This is a genomic window from Pectobacterium brasiliense, from assembly GCF_016950255.1.
In the GTDB taxonomy this organism is placed as follows: Bacteria; Pseudomonadota; Gammaproteobacteria; order Enterobacterales; family Enterobacteriaceae; genus Pectobacterium; species Pectobacterium brasiliense.
Genome location: NZ_JACGFN010000002.1, coordinates 747,438 through 765,779, shown reverse-complemented (window position 1 = coordinate 765,779; position 18,342 = coordinate 747,438). Strand labels below are relative to the sequence as shown.

The following is an 18,342-nucleotide window of genomic DNA, read 5'->3' as shown; positions in this document are numbered from 1 at the left end:
TTAGTGTGTGTTGGAATCGCCACATTGTGTAAAACGAACATTTGTGGCGTTCATCAGGTTCAGGTATACTACTTTCCCGTCTTGGTACCTCCATCGTCTTTAAACCTAAACTCTCAGGTTCAGCATGACAACTAATTATATTTTTGTGACCGGCGGGGTCGTTTCCTCTCTGGGTAAAGGCATTGCCGCAGCCTCTCTGGCGGCTATTCTTGAAGCCCGTGGCCTCAACGTTACCATCATGAAACTGGACCCGTACATCAACGTGGATCCGGGCACGATGAGCCCGACGCAGCACGGTGAAGTGTTTGTCACCGAAGACGGCGCCGAAACCGATCTGGACTTGGGTCACTACGAGCGTTTCATCCGCACGAAAATGTCGCGCCGCAACAACTTCACCACTGGCCGTATCTACTCTGATGTCCTGCGCAAAGAGCGTCGTGGCGACTATCTGGGCGCGACTATTCAGGTGATTCCACATATCACCAACGCGATTAAAGAGCGCATCATTGAAGGTGGCGAAGGCCACGATGTCGTTCTGGTCGAAATCGGCGGTACCGTCGGCGATATCGAATCTTTGCCGTTCCTTGAAGCGATTCGGCAGATGGCGGTACAAGTGGGCCGCGAACACACGCTGTTTATGCACCTGACGCTGGTGCCGTATCTGGCGGCGGCGGGCGAAGTGAAAACCAAGCCGACGCAGCACTCCGTTAAAGAACTGCTTTCCATCGGTATTCAGCCTGACGTGCTGATTTGCCGTTCCGACCGCACCGTGCCGGCCAATGAGCGTGCAAAAATTGCTTTATTCTGTAATGTGCCAGAAAAAGCAGTAATCTCCCTTAAAGACATTGATTCGATTTATAAAATCCCGTCGCTATTGAAATCACAGGGGCTGGACGATTATATTTGTAAACGATTCAGCTTGAACTGTCCCGAAGCGAACCTGTCAGAATGGGAACAGGTTGTGTATGAAGAAGCGAATCCGGGCGGTGAAGTCACTATCGGTATGGTCGGCAAATATGTTGCGCTGCCGGATGCCTACAAATCCGTGATTGAAGCCCTGAAACACGGCGGGTTGAAGAACCGTCTGACGGTGAATATCAAGCTGATCGACTCACAGGATGTTGAAACCCGTGGTGTCGAAGTATTGAAAGATTTAGACGCGATACTGATTCCAGGCGGTTTTGGTTATCGTGGCGTCGAAGGGAAAATCATGTCGGCGCGCTACGCCCGTGAGAACAATATCCCTTATCTGGGCATTTGCCTCGGGATGCAGGTCGCATTAATGGAATTTGCCCGTAACGTTGCCGGAATGGAAGGCGCAAACTCAACGGAGTTTATGCCAGACTGTAAGTATCCGGTGGTTGCGCTGATCACCGAATGGCGTGATGAGAACGGCAATGTTGAAGTCCGTGATGAAGCTAGCGATCTGGGCGGCACCATGCGCGTTGGCGGGCAGCAATGCCATCTGACCGAAGGCAGTCTGGTGCGTCAGATGTACGGTGAGCAGACGATTATCGAACGTCACCGTCATCGTTATGAAGTTAACAACATGCTGTTGAAACAGATTGAAGCGGCGGGATTACGGGTTGCTGGTCTTTCCGCCGACCGCAAACTGGTGGAGATTGTTGAATTACCCGATCATCCCTGGTTCGTTGCCTGTCAATTCCACCCGGAATTCACGTCAACGCCGCGAGATGGACATCCCCTGTTTGCTGGCTTTGTGAAAGCCGCTGGCGCGTACCAGAAGCGTCAGGTGAAGTAAGAGTTATATCAGCAACGCGCGATCGCTATCGCGCGTTGTTCGTCTAGGGTTTTAGTTCTATCTAAAGTTTTAGTTTAACTTGTACTGAGGAAAATCTAATGTCCAAAATTGTTAAAGTCATCGGCCGTGAAATCATCGACTCACGCGGAAACCCAACTGTTGAAGCGGAAGTTCATCTGGAAGGTGGTTTTGTAGGTCTGGCTGCTGCGCCATCAGGAGCTTCTACTGGCTCTCGCGAAGCGCTGGAACTGCGTGACGGTGACAAATCCCGTTTTCTGGGCAAAGGCGTAACGAAAGCTGTTGCTGCTGTTAACGGCCCGATTGCTCAGGCTGTTCTGGGTAAAGACGCGAAAGATCAGGCGAACATCGACAAGATCATGATCGACCTGGACGGTACTGACAACAAATCTCAGTTCGGTGCTAACGCTATTCTGGCCGTTTCTCTGGCTGCCGCTAAAGCAGCAGCAGCATCAAAAGGCCTGCCGCTGTATGCTCACATCGCTGAACTGAACGGCACCCCAGGTAAATACTCTATGCCACTGCCAATGATGAACATCATCAACGGCGGCGAGCACGCGGATAACAACGTTGATATCCAAGAGTTCATGATTCAGCCTGTTGGCGCGAAAACCCTGAAAGAAGCCATCCGTATGGGTTCTGAAGTGTTCCACACCCTGGCTAAAGTTCTGAAATCTAAAGGTATGGGTACGGCTGTTGGTGACGAAGGTGGCTATGCGCCAAACCTGGGTTCCAACGCTGAAGCGCTGGCCGTTATCGCAGAAGCGGTAAAAGCAGCAGGCTACGAGCTGGGCAAAGACATCACGTTGGCGATGGACTGTGCAGCGTCTGAATTCTACAAAGACGGTAAATACGTTCTGGCTGGCGAAGGCAACAAAGCGTTCACCTCTGAAGAATTCACTCACTTCTTGGAAGATCTGACCAAACAGTACCCAATCGTCTCTATCGAAGACGGTCTGGACGAATCTGATTGGGCTGGCTTCGCTTACCAGACTAAAGTTCTGGGCGACAAAATCCAGCTGGTTGGTGACGATCTGTTCGTAACCAACACCAAGATCCTGAAAGAAGGTATCGAGAAAGGCATCGCTAACTCCATCCTGATCAAATTCAACCAGATCGGTTCTCTGACTGAAACGCTGGCTGCAATTAAAATGGCGAAAGATGCAGGCTACACGGCTGTTATCTCTCACCGTTCAGGCGAAACTGAAGATGCGACCATCGCTGACCTGGCAGTAGGTACAGCGGCTGGCCAGATCAAAACCGGTTCTATGAGCCGTTCTGACCGTGTTGCTAAATACAACCAGCTGATTCGTATCGAAGAAGCGCTGGGTGATGCTGCACCGTTCAATGGCCTGAAAGAAGTTAAAGGCCAGTAATTACGTCTCTGGCGTCATCAGGCTGCGGATAAAACGGCCTGATATACGCCAACGTGATTAACTATAAAAATCCAGAAGCGTGAAAACGTTTCTGGATTTTTTTATGGCAGACATCCCTGTCTGCCACCCTACGGGCCGTTGCTTGCGCAACGTTGAAAAACGTTCCTTACGTTTTTTTATGACGGACATCCTTGCCCGTCACCCTTCGGGCCGTTGCTGCGCAACGTTGAAAAATGATCTGTTCCTTCCTTTTCTTTGATATCTGCTGCCCACTTTGTGGTATCGGTCATACTCCCCGTTTTTATATTTTAATTTTTAAAATTCAACGTTTTATAAAATAAATCCCTCTATGGCTCGCCTTATTTTCTTTTTGTCATGTCTGTATAGTATGTGGCGATATATAAAAAATTACATATCGATTATTGACATAATATTGACCAACAGGGACATAGCAGATGAAGGCCCCAAGAAAAAATAATAGAAAAAAAGCACAGTGGTTATTGCCAGCATTAATGGTGGTTGTTCCACCGGTATTGAGCGCCGAACCGACAACCAGCAAGGTCAACGAAAAGGCAAAAGCGGCCGACGTTATGGTCGTCAAGGCAGAACGCAGTGAGGCGAATGCGAATCTGGCTGGCGCAGGCATGACGACCGATGATGTGGAGATCGGACCGCTGGGTAAACGTTCACGGCTGGATACGCCGTATTCGACCACGACCGTGACGGAAGCCATGATTGCCAATCAGCAGGCGAAGAACGTGAATGACCTCCTGAAATACAGCGCGTCCAGCCAGATGCAGGCGCGCGGCGGTATTGACGTGGGGCGTCCGCAAAGCCGTGGTATGCAAGGTGATGTGCTGGCGAACAGCCGGTTGGATGGATTAAACATTATTTCCACCACGGCGTTCCCAGTCGAAATGCTGGAGCGGCTGGATGTGATTAACAGTCTGACTGGCGCGCTGTATGGACCTGCCAGCCCGTCCGGCCAGTTTAACTTCACACAAAAAAGACCGACGGCGCAGACGCTGAACCGCTTTACCGCAGGCTATTCCGGTAAAGGTGCCGCGATGGGTCATGCCGATCTGGGTGGACATCTGGGTGATGAAAACCAGTTCGGTTATCGCATCAACCTGCTGCACGATGAAGGTGAGGGGAGTATCAGCAACAGTACGCTGAGACGGCAACTCGCCAGCGTCGCGTTTGACTGGAATCTCTCGCCCGACACGGTGTTGGAAGTGAATGCCAGCGAGTATCGCTTCAGAAAAATGGGCTATGCCAGTGGCTTTTCCTATGGTCCGACGATTCAGTTACCCAGCGCACCAGACGTGACGAAACAGGGATACGGGCAGAGCTTTGCGGGGCTCGATCTGGTGACGAAAACCGCCAGCACACGCCTGAAACACTACTTCAACAATAACTGGTATGCCTCGGGCGGGGTGGGGTATCAAACCGCCGATCGCGGTATGCGCTCGCTGTCGAATGCGATTACTAACAATCAGGGCGCGGTGAGTACCTCTCTGACGCAGCCTTATACCGCCGGACGTTTTAAGGTATTAAGCAATACGCTGCAACTGAATGGCCATATCGATACGAACGGGCCTTCTCATGACGTGGTCTTCAGCACCACCGGATACCAGTGGACAATCTATAACGGACTAGGTAATAGCAAGCGCTTCCCGCTGGGAAACAGCACCATTGATTCACCGCGTAGTTATACCGATCCTAGCGATGGGCGTTTCTATCTGGGATCGGGGCGCTATAAATCTAGCCGTACCAGTCAGCAGGCTATCACCGCCGGCGATACCATTACGTTTAACGAGCGCTGGTCGGCCATGGGCGTCGTGAGCCAAAGTTGGATTACCTCACGCAGTTTTGGCTCCGATGGTGAAGTGACCCGTGATACGGGCACTAGCCCGACGCTGTCTCTGATGTACAAACCCTTGCCTAACGTGATGACGTATGTCGCCTATGCCGATTCGTTGGAGCAGGGCGGCACCGCGCCAACTGATGATTATGTGGTGAATAAAGGGCAGACGCTGAAGCCTTATCGCAGTACCCAGTATGAAGCGGGGGTGAAATCGCAGTGGGATGGGTTGAATCTGAACGCGGCTATTTTCCGTCTGGAGCGCCCCTTCGCGTATGTCGCAGCAGATAACGTATTCAAAGAGCAGGGTAATCAGGTCAATACGGGGCTGGAGTTGATGGCTGATGGTGAAGTGCTTTCCGGTTTGCACCTTTACGGCAGCATGACGCTATTGGCTCCCAAGCTGAAGGATACTGAATTAGCCGCAACGCGTGATAAGCGAGTGGTTGGGGTGCCGAAGTTTCAGGCTAATCTGCTGACGGAATATAGCCACCCGTCTGCACCGAATCTGGTCTATATCGCGAATCTTCACTACACCGGTAAACGCGCGGCTAATGATACCAATACGACGTGGGCGGATAGCTACATCACGCTGGATTTGGGCACACGCTACGGCTTCAAACTGTACGATAAGCCCGCGGCATTTCGCGTTGCGCTCAATAACGTCACCAATGAACATTACTGGGCTTCCCTATTCCCTGGCAGCACGGACGGCATTAACGGCGGTGCCAACGCGTTCGTCGGTGAACCGCGTGAGATCCGTGCTTCTTTGACCGTTGACTGGTGAGTGTGATGCTGAAACGTAACCTTACCACGCGGTATCGCGAGTATTTGCTCAATGCGTTAGTGCTGTTGGCGGTGAGTTTCTCCGGTGTGCATTGGGTTCAGGCGGAAACGCCTGAACCCGCTACGCGGACGATTCACTATTACGGCGATCGCTCTGTGACGGTGCCCGCGACGGTTGAACGAGTTGCCACCTCGTGGAATGCACAAAACTCGATACTGGCTATGCTGGGCTATGGCGATCGTATTGTCGGGACGACGAAACTCGTGCGTGATATGCCGCTGTTCCGCCAGTTTGTTCCGTCTATTACGCAGGCGTCGCTGGTTGCTCATAGCGGAAACATGGGAATCAATACGGAAGCGCTGATCTCTCGTCGTGCTCAGGTCTTTTTCGTATCGGACAGCGTGCCGGTTGCTGAAGCGGAAGCGCTGAATAAAGCGGGGATCGCTATTGTACCGCTCCGCTATAACTCGCTGGCGGCGATGGTCGAACGCACGCTGATTACCGGTGAGGTTCTGGGGCCGGACGCGTCGCGTCGGGCGCAGGATTTTTCCGCCTACTATCAGGATAACGTCAGGCGTGTGACGGAGGTGATCCAGAATATTCCGTCACAGCAGCGTGTGAAGGTCTACCATGCGGTTGGCGATTCGTTAACGACATCGGGACGCCCTTCACTGAATCAAGACTGGATGGATCTGGGCGGCGCGATCAACGTGGCGGAACCGTGGTTTAGCCGTTCTGGTGTGACAACCGCGCCTGTGTCGCTTGAGCAGATTTTTCAGGCCGATCCTGATGTGATTATTACGATGCGGGCTGACGATGCGAAGGCGATTCGGCAGGATGCGCAGTGGCAGCAGCTACGGGCGGTAAAACAGGGGCGCGTTTATGCGAATCCGCTAGGGATGTTCTGGTGGTGTCGGGAAACGTCGGAGCAGGCGCTGCAATTTCTTTGGCTGGCAAAAACGCTGTATCCGCAGCAGATGCAGCACATTGATATGGCAAAAGAGACGCATGATTTCTATCAGCGCTTTTACGGCTTCGATTTAACCGCGCAGCAGATCGCTTCGATTTTATCTCCACCCTGAAATATAGGGGACTTCACTTGATGACAGGGCCGCATCGTGATGCGGCCCTGTTTTTTTAGACACAGACAAATGAGGGTATAGCGCGGATTAAGCCAGCTGCTTAAGAATCGCTTTAGCAACCACTTCCGAGCTTGCCGGGTTCTGGCCGGTGATCAGCTTGCCGTCTTCAACGAGGTACGGTGCCCAGTCTGGGCCTTTTTCGTATAGTCCGCCGAGTTTCTTGAACTCATCCTCAATCAGGAAAGGCACCACGTCCGTCAACTGAACCGCTTCTTCTTCACCGTTGGTGAAGCCCGTTACTTTGCGGCCTTTAACCAGCGCATCGCCATTTTCTGCTTTCACATGAATCAGCACGCCCGGCGCGTGGCAAACAAACCCGGTCGGCTTGTTGGCGCGGACAAAGGCTTCGATGAGCGCGATAGAGACCGGCGATTCCGCCAAATCCCACAGCGGGCCGTGACCGCCGGGATAGAAGACCGCATCGAAATCCTGCTCGTTGACGGTATCGAGTTTTACCGTATTGGCCAGTTCCTGCTGTGCGGCAGGATCTGCTTTAAAGCGATGCGTCAGCTCGGTTTGAAAATCGGCCAGATCGCTTTTCGGGTCGAGAGGCGGCTGGCCGCCAGTAGGGGAGGCGAGCACCAACTCGGCACCGGCGTCTTTAAAGGTGTAATAAGGGGCGGCAAACTCTTCCAGCCAGAAGCCGGTTTTATTACCCGTGTTGCCCAGTTTGTCGTGAGAAGTCAGGACCATTAAAATTTTCATCATTTTTCTCTCTATGGTTGCAGGATGATCGGGTGAATAGCTGCCATTTACCCTTTGAGTACGGCGACAATCGCGTCTTGTTTCTCATGGTAAGGCGCACGCAGTGTCAGGTTAGACGCGCCATCTTCACTCTGTATGACAATCGGTTTGGCATGGCTGAAACGGCGGAATCCGTGAACGCCGTGATATGCGCCGATGCCGGATGCGCCAACGCCGCCGAACGGAAGTGTGTCGATAGACACGTGCGTCATCACATCGTTGATAACCAGCGCGCCTGATGTCGTTCTGGCTGCGAAACGCTGTTGCATAGCGTCATCGTTGCTGAACAGATACGCCGCCAGCGGGCGTGGGTGCGCATTGATGTAGTTAATCGGTTCCTCTGCGGCCTGATAGGTTTTAATCGGCAGCAGCGGGCCGAAAATTTCTTCCTGCATGATCGTCATATCGTCATGTACGCCGAACACCAGATGCGGTGCAATCTTGCGGCTTTTCGCATCGTAGGGCGCTTCACCTTCTGGTGCCAGGCTGACGACGGTCGCGCCCTGCTGTTCAGCTTCTTTCAGAATACGAATCAGGCGATCGTAATGCCTGTCAGCAATGATAGACGTGTAATCCGGGTTCGCCTGTAACGTCGGGAAACTTTTCTGCATAAAGGCTTTCGCGGCATCGCGGAAAGCCTGCTCCTGACCTTCGGGCAGCAGAACGTAGTCCGGTGACAGGCAGATTTGCCCAGCGTTGAAGGTTTTCACCGTCAGCGTGCGTTCAACGGCTTCGGTAATATCTGCGCTACGATCGATGACAACTGGTGATTTGCCACCCAGCTCCAGCGTAACCGGCACCAGATTCTCTGCTGCTGCGCGCATCACATGCTTACCCACCGCGGTGCTGCCGGTGAAGACCAGATGATCGAACGGCAGTTCGCTGAATGCCTGACCGATTTCCGCATCACCCAGCACCACGGCCAATTCCAGCGGATCAAAATAGTGGGCAATCAATTCCGCCAGCAGTTCAGATGTGCGTGGCGTGAGTTCTGACGGTTTCAGAATCGCGGTATTACCGGCGGCAAAAATATCAGCCAGCGGGCCGAATGACAGATTTACCGGGAAATTCCACGGGCTGATCACCCCGATCACGCCCAGAGGCTGATGCTGGATCCACGCCTGCATGCCGGGAGCGGGTTCATCAACAGGTTCTGGCTGCATCCAGCGTTCAACGTTGTCGATGGCGTTCTGAAGTATTTTCAACGTGATGCCGATGTCGGCGGCAAAGGAGTGATACAGGCTGCGATGGCCGAAATCATCACTCATGGCCTGCGCGATCGTGGCATGGTTTTCACGGAGCAGATTGATGCTGCGCTGTAGGCGATCTTGACGCAGCGCGGCATCGGCTGGACCAGATGCAATGTGGGCACGCTTCATCGTATTCAGGATGGCTTGTAAATCCTTTTTGGATTGTTGTGTCGACATGTTTTGTCCCCTTTTTGTCGTCGAGTACCAGAGAAAACAGAAAGTTAGCCGGGGTTTCCGGGTCACTCAAGATGGGATAAAGGATACGGCAGGGGTTGATCCACCCGCCAACAAGATTATTATTCTAGGGGTATAAATAATTTTATGGCTTGATTTCTATAGGTACCGTATGTCACTTATTCGTCTACGCACGTTTGTGGAAGTCTATCGGCAGCGCTCGATTAGCGGAGCGTCACGCGCGCTTAATCTGACCCAGCCAGCGGTATCGCAGCACATTGCCGGGCTGGAGGTGGCGGTGGGGCGGCGGCTTTTTGAGCGTCAGGCAAATGGCGTAACGCCAACGTCGGCGGCAGACGACTTAGCGGCGGATCTGGGGGATAAGCTTGATGAGGCCGAGGCGGCGCTGGCTTCCGCCCGTGCGAGGTCAATGGACGTCGCGGGGACGCTGCATATCATTGGTCATGCAGATTTCATGGCCGAAGTGGTGTCGGAACAGCTATTGCCGCTGCTTGAGGCGGGTGTGCGGGTGCATATGCATACCGGCGACGGCGATTTGATTAAACAGATGCTGCTGGAAGGGCACTGTGATTTGGGCATAACGGCGCATCCGGTGACGGATAAGCGGCTGAAAAGCGATCTGTTAAAGAGTGCGACACTACAGGCGGTGGCGGCTCCCGCGATTGTCGAACGGTTATTGCAGACGGGCGATCTGCCGCAGGCGCTGGCGCAGGAACCGATGCTGGCGTATGACCTTGAGTTTCCTCTGATCGATCACTGGTTGAAGAAGAACCGCATGGAAGACAAGGGACTGGTGCCCGCCGTGGTGAGTCAGGATCTGCGTGCGCTGCGTCGCGTGCTGACCAGTGGATTTGGCTGGACGGTGATGCCGGTGTATTTATGTCAGGATCTGCTGGATACGGGGGAGCTTGCCATTATTCCTCCTCCTGTCGGTACAACGCAACTGGATTACTATCTGGCCTGGGTGCCGGGGGCACTGCGCCAGCCGCGTTTAGCCCACGCGCGGCAAACCTTCCTATGGCGATTACAGCACGCGCAATAGCGCCAGTCTCTGCTAGAAAAACGCCATTTTTCAAGACCTCACGAGGCAACGTCCGTTGGTGGCGCTGCCTTGCTTCCTGCCGACTTCCTATCTTCTATCCTGTGATCGCCATAAACGAACCGCGGGTTTCTTTCAGTTAAAATGGCTTTTTATAAAATCTTTGACGCGGATCGCACCAATCTTCCCTGTGCTGCCAGCGTGGGGCGCGTGGTGGCAAAAGCGCAAAGGTTTTCACGATCGCCGGGCGCTACCGTATCAGCGTGACACCTTCATAATTAAAAATGTTCGGGGAAGGATGGCGATGAAAACGCGTAAGATCGGTTTGGCTAACTATTTAGCCTACGGTTCAGGGGACTTTCTTGGCGCTGGTACAACGGCGCTGACGGCCGCTTGGTTACTCTATTTTTACACCACGTTCTGTGGCTTAACGCCGATTGAGGCAACGTTTATTTTTGCGATGGCGCGAGTGCTTGATGCCGTCGTCAGCCCGCTAATGGGCTTCCTGACCGATAACTTCGGTTCAACCTGGCTGGGCAAACGCTTTGGCCGCCGCAAGTTCTTTATTCTGCTCGGTATTCCCTTTGTGTTCAGCTACAGCTTCATGTGGGTCGGGGATATGAGCTATTGGTACTATCTACTGACGTACCTGCTGTTCGATATCGTCTATACGATGGTGCTGGTGCCGTATGAAACTCTGGTGCCGGAAATGACCGACGATTTCAAACAGAAGACCAAGTTCTCCGGCGCACGCATCGCGCTGGCGCAGCTGTCCGCGATTTTGGCCGCGTTCCTGCCCGGCATCCTGCTGGGCTACTTTGGTAAAGACAACGCCATTTCCTTCTTCTATTCGAGTCTGGTGTTCTCCGTTATCTGTGCGCTGGTGCTGACGCTGGTCTATTTCTTTACCTGGGAACGGCCGCGCGATCAGATGTCGGAAGCGTCGCTGCGGGCGGAGAAAGAGCGCCAGTCTCTGACGTTAGGCCAAAGCCTGAAACGGCTGAACGTCGAACTGGTTTCCACGCTGCGTATTCGTATTTTCCGTCAGCATCTTGGGATGTATCTGGGTGGGTATATCGCGCAGGACGTGTTTAACGCCGTGTTCACTTACTACGTGGTCTTTGTACTGATGCAAAGCCCGACCATGGCGTCAAGCCTGATGGGAACGATGGCGATTCTGCAATTCATTGCGGTGATTGGCATGATTCCGCTGTGTATCCGCTTTGGGCCAGCCCCGTCTTACCGCTTGGTCGTGTGCCTGTTTGGCGTGAGTGCGCTTTCCTACGCCGTCCTGTGGTACAGCGGCCTGCATGACACCTTCTCTCTGCTGCTGTTGATTTCTGCGCTGGCGGGTATCGGGCGTGGCGGAATCAACTACGTGCCGTGGAATACCTACACTTACATCGCCGACGTGGATGAAGTGATTACCGCACAGCGTCGCGAGGGGATCTTCGCCGGGATTATGACGCTGACTCGCAAAGCCTCTCAGGCCGGTGCGGTGATGCTGGTAGGCGTGGTGTTACAGCTCTCCGGCTTTGTGTCCGGCCAGAGCGTACAGGCGCCTGGCGTTAGCCACACGATTCTGATGATTTTGAGCTTCGGCACCGTCGGCGTGCTGGCGCTGGGCTTCCTGGTTTCTCTGCGCTTTAAACTCAACCTGCAAACGCACAGCGTGCTGCGGGAAGAGACGCTGAAAATGCGTGAAGCCGGGCGTCCGGTGCCGGAGAACATTACGCCGCAGGCGCGGGCAACGGTCGAAATGCTGGCTGGTATGCCGTATGAATCGCTGTGGGGCAATAACAACATCGGCTATCTGAATCGCCATAAAGGTGACAAGCCGGTCACGCATGCCACGCAGTCGTAACTGTATTGAACTGTTAACTGATAACTCAATTGGATGAATGACTATGACCGTATTCAGTGTAAAACATAGCCCGCTTTTACGTCAGCCAGAACGCTTCATCTCCCGCGAGGATCTGAAGGCGCTGATTTGCCGTATCACCGACAATCTGGTGAATATTGAGGATAAAACCGGTGAGTTTTTGTTACGGCTGGACGATGGTCGGGTAATTGATACCAAAGGCTGGGCGGGTTGGGAATGGACGCACGGCATCGGGCTGTACGGGATTTACCAGTATTACCAGCAGACGGGCGACGAGCAGATGCGCGCAATCATCGACGACTGGTTTACCGAGCGTCTGGCGGAAGGTACGCCGACGAAGAACGTGAACACCGTGTGCCCGTTCCTGACGCTGGCTTATCGCTATGAAGAAACGGGCGATGCGCGTTGGTTGCCGTATCTGGAACGCTGGGCCGAGTGGGTGATGTACGAAATGCCGCGCACGGATAAGCAGGGCTTGCAGCACATTGTTTATAACAACGAAAACCATCAGCAGCTGTGGGACGACACGCTGATGATGAGCGTGCTGCCGCTGGCGAAAATCGGCAAGCTGTTAAACCGGCCGGAGTTTGTAGAAGAAGCCACGTATCAGTTCCTGTTGCACGTGCAATATCTGATGGATCGCGAAAGCGGCCTGTGGTTCCACGGCTGGACGTTCGAGGGGCAGCACAATTACGCGAAAGCGCGCTGGGCGCGTGGTAACAGCTGGCTGACGATCGTTATTCCTGAATTTATCGAACTGCTGGATCTGCCGGAGCATAACGCGACACGCCGCTTCCTGTTGCAGGTTCTGGAAAGCCAGATTGAAGCCTTGGCGAAATATCAGGATGACAGCGGCCTGTGGCACACGCTGATCGACGATCCGAATTCGTACCTTGAAAGCTCTGCAACCGCCGGTTTTGCCTACGGTATTTTGAAAGCGGTGCGCAAGCGCTACGTCGACCCGAGCTACGCTGAGGTGGCGGAGAAAGCGATTCGCGGCGTGATTAATCACGTCAATAAGGACGGTGAACTGACGCAGGTATCATTCGGCACGGCGATGGGCAACGATCTGGATTTCTACCGCAACATCGCCCTGACCTCTATGCCGTACGGTCAGGCGATGGCGATCCTATGTCTGGCGGAATATCTGCGGGTGTATCTGTAATTGGGTTAACGCGAGCGTTGCCTCTTAGTCATATCGGTTATGCTGGCTAAGGGGCAGTTTCGTGCGCCACACCGTCGCTATTCATATGCGATACCGTATACGCGCCCGACGCAGGGCGTTTGTACATAGCGCAACATGAATTACCGTAGTATGGCGCACGAAAGCCCCTCTTAATCTGCATACCAATGTGATTAATAGACAGGCTAAGCGGTGGGAACCTGCATAGGTTGCGTCTATTTCCCGCCAGCTAAATCGATAAAATTCCCTGTGACATAGGACGCCTCGTCCGATAACAGCCAGCCTATTGCCTGTGCGACTTCCATCGGGTGACCGCCCCGTTTCATGGGGAGCGAGTGCTTGATGCGATCCACTCTTGCCGGTTCGCCGCCGTCAGCGTGCATATCGGTATAGATAAAACCGGGACGCACGGCGTTCACTCGAATGCCCTGATCGGCGACTTCCAACGATAAGCCAATCGTCAGCGTATCAAGCGCGCCTTTTGACGCCGCATAATCAATATATTCATGCGGTGAACCCAGCCGTGCAGCGGCGGATGACACGTTGACGATAGCCCCGCCTTTTCCGCCATGACGGAACGCCATACGCTTGACCGCTTCCCGGGCACAGAGAAAGCTGCCCACCGTGTTGGTGGCAAAAATATCGTTAAGCCGCACAGCATCAAGCTGTTCAATAGTGGCTTGAGGTTTCAGCATCGCGGCGTTATTCACCAGACCGGTGAGGCAGCCAAGTTCTTTATCCGTCCGCTTAAAAAGCTCGATAACCTGCTCTTCATCGGCGATATCGACCTGAACAGCGATGGCCGTCCCGCCACTTGCGCGAATCTCGTCGAGAATGCTATTCGCACTGTCCTGCCGGGTGCGATACCCGATACAAATCTTGTGGCCTTTTCCTGCCAGATAGCACGCGGTTGCGCGGCCAATGCCGCGCGAACCGCCAGTAATTAACGTAATGAACGCCATTCTGATACCTAGTTCTTTAACCCCGCCACGCTGTAATTCGCCGGAAGCCAGCGGTAGCCGTTGGTGGTGCCGTTGCGTTCCAGACGCGTACCCACGTGGCCGATGCCGGGGAAGGGCAGGTGAGCGCCAGCAACCCAGTAACCCTGACTGGCGGCGTCGGCCAGCGCTTTATTACGAGATTCCGTTGCCTGATCCATATTTGAGTCAAAGCTGATGGTGGTGGCCGGTAAGCTCATTTGCACCGCTTCCGCATGAATGATGTCTCCCCATGCCAGCAGCTTTTTGCCTTCGCTCTCGATCAGAAAAGACGTGTGCCCCGGCGTATGTCCTGGGCTTGGGATCGCGGTGACACCGGGCAGCAGTGTTGTCTGTTGAGCCGGGAACGTTTTCAGCTTGTTCTCTTTGCGAATGACATCAAAGGTACTTTGCACGCGTTGGAACGCGGATTTTCTGTTCTCTGGCGCGTTCTTCAGATTATCCGGGCTGAGCCAGAAGTCGGTTTCTGGCTGGCTGACATACACGGTGGCATTCGGGTAGCTGAGTTTATTGTCCTGCACCAGACCGCCAAAATGGTCGCCGTGCAGGTGGGTCATCAATACGGTATCGACCTGTTCAGGTTTGTAGCCCGCCGCAATCAGGTTCGGCAGCACTTTTCCGACCGTAGGATTGCTCTGCTTGCCGTTACCGGTGTCGATTAGAATCAGGTGTTTGCCGGTATTGACCAAATAGGCGTTGATAGAGGTTTCCACCTGCGGCGTCAGCGCTTTTTCTGCCAGCAGTTCGGTGATTTTTTCCGGTGGCGTGCGCTGTAACAGCTTATCCATCGGCATGGTATTGGTGCCGTCAGACAGCGCGGTAATTTCGAACTGGCCCAGCATCATGCGGTAATAACCCGGCTGCGTTTTAATCTGCGCGATATCCTGTGCCTGAGTAAATGCAGGCACAAAGGCACACGAGACGAGTAATAGGGCTAGAGGTTTCAATAACTTCATTTATTCTTTTCCTTGTTAATAATGAAACATATGAAAGCAGGTGAAGTCGTAACAACAGATTGATTATGACGCACGGGCCAAATTACTCAACTGTCCCCGATGTCGTGTGTTCCAGCCAGATTTGTTAGCGCATTGCTGACGTCCTGCAACGCGAATGATTTAGGGTATACTGCATTTTTAAGCGAGAGAGACAGTGAAAACCATGCAGTACCCGATTAATGAAATGTTCCAGACGTTACAGGGCGAAGGCTATTTTACCGGTGTGCCGGCGGTGTTTGTGCGCCTGCAAGGCTGCCCGGTCGGCTGTAGCTGGTGCGATACCAAACACACCTGGGACAAACTGGCAGAGCGGGAAACCTCATTGGATCAGGTGCTGGTAAAAACGGAAGAAAGTGATGCCTGGGGGGCGGCGAGCGCGGACGATATTCTGGCGCTGATGGTGCAGCAAGGCTACACGGCGCGCCACATTGTGATCACCGGCGGTGAACCCTGCATCCACGATTTGGCACCGCTGACGCTACAGCTGGAAAAGCAGGGCTTTAGTTGCCAGATCGAAACCAGCGGCACCCATGACGTGCGCTGTTCGCCAAAAACCTGGGTGACGGTATCGCCGAAAGTGAATATGCGCGGCGGTATGAAAGTGCTCGATCAGGCGCTGCAACGGGCGGATGAAATAAAACATCCGGTGGCGCGTGAGCGTGACATTGAGGCGTTGGATGCATTACTGGCGCGGCTTGATGATGATAAGCCGCGGATTGTGGCGCTACAGCCGATCAGCCAGAAAGACGATGCGACCAAACTGTGTATCGCGACCTGCATCGCCCGCAACTGGCGGCTGTCTATGCAGACACATAAGTACCTGAATATCGCCTGATATTCATTTACTGATAATAGCGACCAATCGTAGCGGCGTGAGGGAGGGATGCTCACGCCAGACTACAGCACCACTACTTCATTGTTACTCACCTCTATAGACGCAGCCAGCGGTGCAGGTTTCTTTCACCATCACGGCGCTGAGCAGCGGTAATGTCGGTTTCAACTGGTGCCAGATCCAGTGCGCCAGCACTTCGCTGGTCGGGTTTTCCAGACCGGGGATCTCATTCAGATAGTGATGATCCAATCGTTCCCATGTAGGTTTGAACGCGGCTTTCAGCTCGGAGAAATCCATCACCCAGCCGGTATACGGATCCACTTCACCGGTAATTTCCAGTCTCACCATGAAAGAGTGCCCATGCAGCCGTCCGCATTTGTGGCCGTCTGGTACGTGAGGAAGATGATGTGCGGCTTCAAACTGAAAATCTTTAAATAGCGTAGTGACCATAGCGATGTTCCCGGTGTCGTTCTGAAAAAGTAGCTCTCAGAACATAGTATGCAAAAAACCGTCGCATACTACCCGAAAGTGTCGCTTGGATCACTTATTCTTCCTGCTGCACGATCGCGGCGTGATGCCAGCCGGAGGGCAGCGGATCGGGACGGCGGATCGTCATGTGGCTGGTGGTCAGGTTCAGCACGCCACGGGCAAAGATCGCGGGCATACCGCCTGGGTAATAGTCGACACCGAAGGCGCGACCTGTCGCCGGATCGACCCGATACGCATTGTCCAGCCCCATACCCGTCGGGCGTTCTGGATTGCAGGGCGGACGCACATCGTACATGCCCTGTTCCGGCGAGTCGCTCTGCCGCTGTTCGAGATGCACGGCATGAAAATGGATATCCCGAATGTAGCCTGCGGGCGTGCTATGCAGGTTAATCGCTCCCTCACTGACTCCGGCGATCTGGGAAAACTGTACCGCTTCGATCCTGCCCGGCTCAATGGTGGGATCGCGATAGCGCACGGAGATAAAGATCGGATCGGCTTTTCCCCAGTGGCACGGATGCGCGGCGACACACTGGAACGTGATGTTGCTGAACTGTAGGCGTCGGAACGCGCCGCCATCGCGTGAGATCAGGCCAATCGCACGGTTGGTATCGTAAATGGCGCAGTTGCTGACGGAAATGTCTTCGATATCGGCAAAGGTTTCGGTGCCGATCTTCAGGGCGCAGCTCTTGGATCGTAACAGACAATTGCTGATGACGATCTGCTGCACCTTACGTTGTAGATGTGGCGGCTTATGGGTGGTTTTGATGCACAGCGCATCGTCGGCGGCGCTCAGCGAGCAGTTGCTGATTTGCACCTGCTGACAGCTGTCGAGATCCAGCGCATCGGTATTTGCCATGCTCAGATCGTTATCAATCGTCAACCGTTCGACGATGACGTGGCGACAGCTGACCAGATGGACGGTCCACATCGGGGCGTGTTCAATCGTAAAATCACACAGGCGGACGTGTTCGCAATCCTCAAAGACCACAATGCGCGGGCGATGCTGTGCAGGCAGGCGATAGCCTTGAGCGTCGGGCTCTGCAGAGAAATAGGCGTCGGCATTTCCCATGATCTTACCCTGACCGCAGATCGTGATATTGCGCTGTTGGTAGGCATAAAGAAACGCGCGGTGCGACAGCTCGGCCATGCTGATCGTGGTAGCCTGCGCAAACTGTTCATAGTCACCGCTGACGATGAGCACAGCCCCCGCCTCCAATTGCAGACAAAAATTGGAAGGCAGCAGTAATCCCCCTAATAGATAGCGCCCCGGTTCCACCGTCAGCGTGCCGCCACCCTGTGCCGCAATCCGATCGATAGCCTGCTGAAAGATGGCAGTATCCGGCGTGATACCGTCGGCAGCGGGGGAGTATGACTGAATAGAGTGCTTCATCGCGTTATCCTATCTGATCGAGCCTGCTCCGATTGCAGCACGTTTGCTGGCCTTTGGCTGTGGCTGCCGTGATGAAATCTGCGGAGGTTGGAGCGGGCTTCACAGCGCACGGCGCGCGGCGCAAGAAAATGTGAAAGGCATAACGAAGAGGGCGTGGTGGCGCGTTATGCCATGTGTGTTTCATCACACTTTTACGCCGCTTTTTCTCTTTTGCCGCGTGCATGGAGCGGTTTTGTTGTTTTTGTGTTTCTTATTTGTGAATTAAATCTCTTTTTGGTGTGGTGCGTCAGTTAATGATGTGAGGCACCTCCCTGCCGCGTCACATAGGGCTCACGCCGTGTGGTTGAAACGCTCGCTAACGCGGTCAGTCATCCGCATTTCTTCCGTCAGCCCCGC

The 18,342-nt window shown here is 53.9% G+C and carries 14 protein-coding genes; 8 read left to right on the top strand and 6 right to left on the bottom strand.

The genetic code is table 11. The features are described 5' to 3' along the window. The first annotated feature begins 124 nt into the window (after positions 1-124). From pyrG to H4F65_RS17990, 4 genes are all read left to right on the top strand, one after another. Positions 125-1,762, top strand: coding sequence for a glutamine hydrolyzing CTP synthase (pyrG, locus tag H4F65_RS18005; protein ID WP_010305827.1), 1,638 nt, complete (start codon positions 125-127; stop codon positions 1,760-1,762). Positions 1,763-1,860: 98 nt separating this feature from the next. Next, positions 1,861-3,156, top strand: coding sequence for a phosphopyruvate hydratase (eno, locus tag H4F65_RS18000; protein ID WP_010305823.1), 1,296 nt, complete (start codon positions 1,861-1,863; stop codon positions 3,154-3,156). 455 nt (positions 3,157-3,611) lie between these two features. Beyond that, the gene (locus tag H4F65_RS17995) at positions 3,612-5,807 is read left to right on the top strand and encodes a TonB-dependent receptor (protein WP_010681617.1); all 2,196 of its coding nucleotides are present in this window, start codon (positions 3,612-3,614) and stop codon (positions 5,805-5,807) included. Positions 5,808-5,812: 5 nt separating this feature from the next. Next, positions 5,813-6,889, top strand: a complete 1,077-nt coding sequence (locus tag H4F65_RS17990) for an ABC transporter substrate-binding protein (protein WP_010681616.1) — start codon at positions 5,813-5,815, stop codon at positions 6,887-6,889. Positions 6,890-6,976: 87 nt separating this feature from the next. Here the strand turns inward: H4F65_RS17990 and H4F65_RS17985 are convergent, their stop codons facing one another. Both H4F65_RS17985 and H4F65_RS17980 read right to left on the bottom strand, forming a co-directional pair. After that, a complete protein-coding gene (locus H4F65_RS17985; protein WP_010681615.1) occupies positions 6,977-7,654 on the bottom strand; it encodes a type 1 glutamine amidotransferase domain-containing protein in 678 nt (225 codons plus the stop codon). Positions 7,655-7,701: 47 nt separating this feature from the next. Then, entirely contained in the window at positions 7,702-9,120 is a 1,419-nt protein-coding gene (locus H4F65_RS17980) for a coniferyl aldehyde dehydrogenase (protein ID WP_010681614.1), read from the bottom strand. Between the two features lie 169 nt (positions 9,121-9,289). Between H4F65_RS17980 and H4F65_RS17975 the strand changes: the two genes are divergently transcribed. The 3 genes from H4F65_RS17975 (at position 9,290) to bglB (ending at position 13,224) form a co-directional block, all read left to right on the top strand. Next, the gene (locus H4F65_RS17975) at positions 9,290-10,180 is read left to right on the top strand and encodes a LysR family transcriptional regulator (protein WP_010681613.1); all 891 of its coding nucleotides are present in this window, start codon (positions 9,290-9,292) and stop codon (positions 10,178-10,180) included. Positions 10,181-10,481: 301 nt separating this feature from the next. Further along, the gene (locus H4F65_RS17970) at positions 10,482-12,041 is read left to right on the top strand and encodes an MFS transporter (RefSeq protein WP_010681612.1); all 1,560 of its coding nucleotides are present in this window, start codon (positions 10,482-10,484) and stop codon (positions 12,039-12,041) included. 43 nt (positions 12,042-12,084) lie between these two features. After that, complete coding sequence (bglB, locus tag H4F65_RS17965; RefSeq protein WP_010681611.1) at positions 12,085-13,224, top strand: beta-galactosidase BglB; 1,140 nt, start codon at positions 12,085-12,087, stop codon at positions 13,222-13,224. Between the two features lie 233 nt (positions 13,225-13,457). Here bglB and H4F65_RS17960 read toward each other — a convergent pair whose 3' ends face one another. Together H4F65_RS17960 and H4F65_RS17955 are read right to left on the bottom strand one after the other, a co-directional pair. Then, positions 13,458-14,204 (bottom strand): SDR family oxidoreductase, encoded by a 747-nt coding sequence (locus tag H4F65_RS17960; protein WP_010681610.1) that lies wholly within the window; start codon positions 14,202-14,204, stop codon positions 13,458-13,460. Positions 14,205-14,212: 8 nt separating this feature from the next. Then, complete coding sequence (locus H4F65_RS17955) at positions 14,213-15,196, bottom strand: MBL fold metallo-hydrolase (protein ID WP_010681609.1); 984 nt, start codon at positions 15,194-15,196, stop codon at positions 14,213-14,215. Between the two features lie 202 nt (positions 15,197-15,398). Here H4F65_RS17955 and queE point away from each other — a divergent pair, with 202 nt between their 5' ends. Then, positions 15,399-16,070, top strand: coding sequence for a 7-carboxy-7-deazaguanine synthase QueE (gene queE / locus H4F65_RS17950; RefSeq protein WP_010681608.1), 672 nt, complete (start codon positions 15,399-15,401; stop codon positions 16,068-16,070). 84 nt (positions 16,071-16,154) lie between these two features. Here the strand turns inward: queE and queD are convergent, their stop codons facing one another. Next, positions 16,155-16,517: a 6-carboxytetrahydropterin synthase QueD gene (gene queD, locus H4F65_RS17945; protein WP_010681607.1), complete on the bottom strand. Its 363-nt coding sequence runs from the start codon at positions 16,515-16,517 to the stop codon at positions 16,155-16,157. Positions 16,518-16,611: 94 nt separating this feature from the next. Next, positions 16,612-17,946, bottom strand: a complete 1,335-nt coding sequence (locus tag H4F65_RS17940) for a glycoside hydrolase family 28 protein (protein WP_010681606.1) — start codon at positions 17,944-17,946, stop codon at positions 16,612-16,614. Positions 17,947-18,342 lie beyond the last annotated feature (396 nt).

Bases quoted from the DNA above. Each gene is read 5' to 3' on its own strand.
- H4F65_RS17990 (WP_010681616.1), top strand. From the start codon at position 5,813: ATGCTGAAACGTAACCTTACCACGCGGTATCGCGAGTATTTGCTCAAT.
- bglB (WP_010681611.1), top strand. From the start codon at position 12,085: ATGACCGTATTCAGTGTAAAACATAGCCCGCTTTTACGTCAGCCAGAA.
- H4F65_RS17985 (WP_010681615.1), bottom strand. From the start codon at position 7,654: ATGAAAATTTTAATGGTCCTGACTTCTCACGACAAACTGGGCAACACG.
- queD (WP_010681607.1), bottom strand. From the start codon at position 16,517: ATGGTCACTACGCTATTTAAAGATTTTCAGTTTGAAGCCGCACATCAT.
- H4F65_RS17940 (WP_010681606.1), bottom strand. From the start codon at position 17,946: ATGAAGCACTCTATTCAGTCATACTCCCCCGCTGCCGACGGTATCACG.
- queE (WP_010681608.1), top strand. From the start codon at position 15,399: ATGCAGTACCCGATTAATGAAATGTTCCAGACGTTACAGGGCGAAGGC.
- H4F65_RS17955 (WP_010681609.1), bottom strand. From the start codon at position 15,196: ATGAAGTTATTGAAACCTCTAGCCCTATTACTCGTCTCGTGTGCCTTT.
- H4F65_RS17980 (WP_010681614.1), bottom strand. From the start codon at position 9,120: ATGTCGACACAACAATCCAAAAAGGATTTACAAGCCATCCTGAATACG.
- H4F65_RS17970 (WP_010681612.1), top strand. From the start codon at position 10,482: ATGAAAACGCGTAAGATCGGTTTGGCTAACTATTTAGCCTACGGTTCA.
- eno (WP_010305823.1), top strand. From the start codon at position 1,861: ATGTCCAAAATTGTTAAAGTCATCGGCCGTGAAATCATCGACTCACGC.
- H4F65_RS17960 (WP_010681610.1), bottom strand. From the start codon at position 14,204: ATGGCGTTCATTACGTTAATTACTGGCGGTTCGCGCGGCATTGGCCGC.
- H4F65_RS17995 (WP_010681617.1), top strand. From the start codon at position 3,612: ATGAAGGCCCCAAGAAAAAATAATAGAAAAAAAGCACAGTGGTTATTG.
- H4F65_RS17975 (WP_010681613.1), top strand. From the start codon at position 9,290: ATGTCACTTATTCGTCTACGCACGTTTGTGGAAGTCTATCGGCAGCGC.
- pyrG (WP_010305827.1), top strand. From the start codon at position 125: ATGACAACTAATTATATTTTTGTGACCGGCGGGGTCGTTTCCTCTCTG.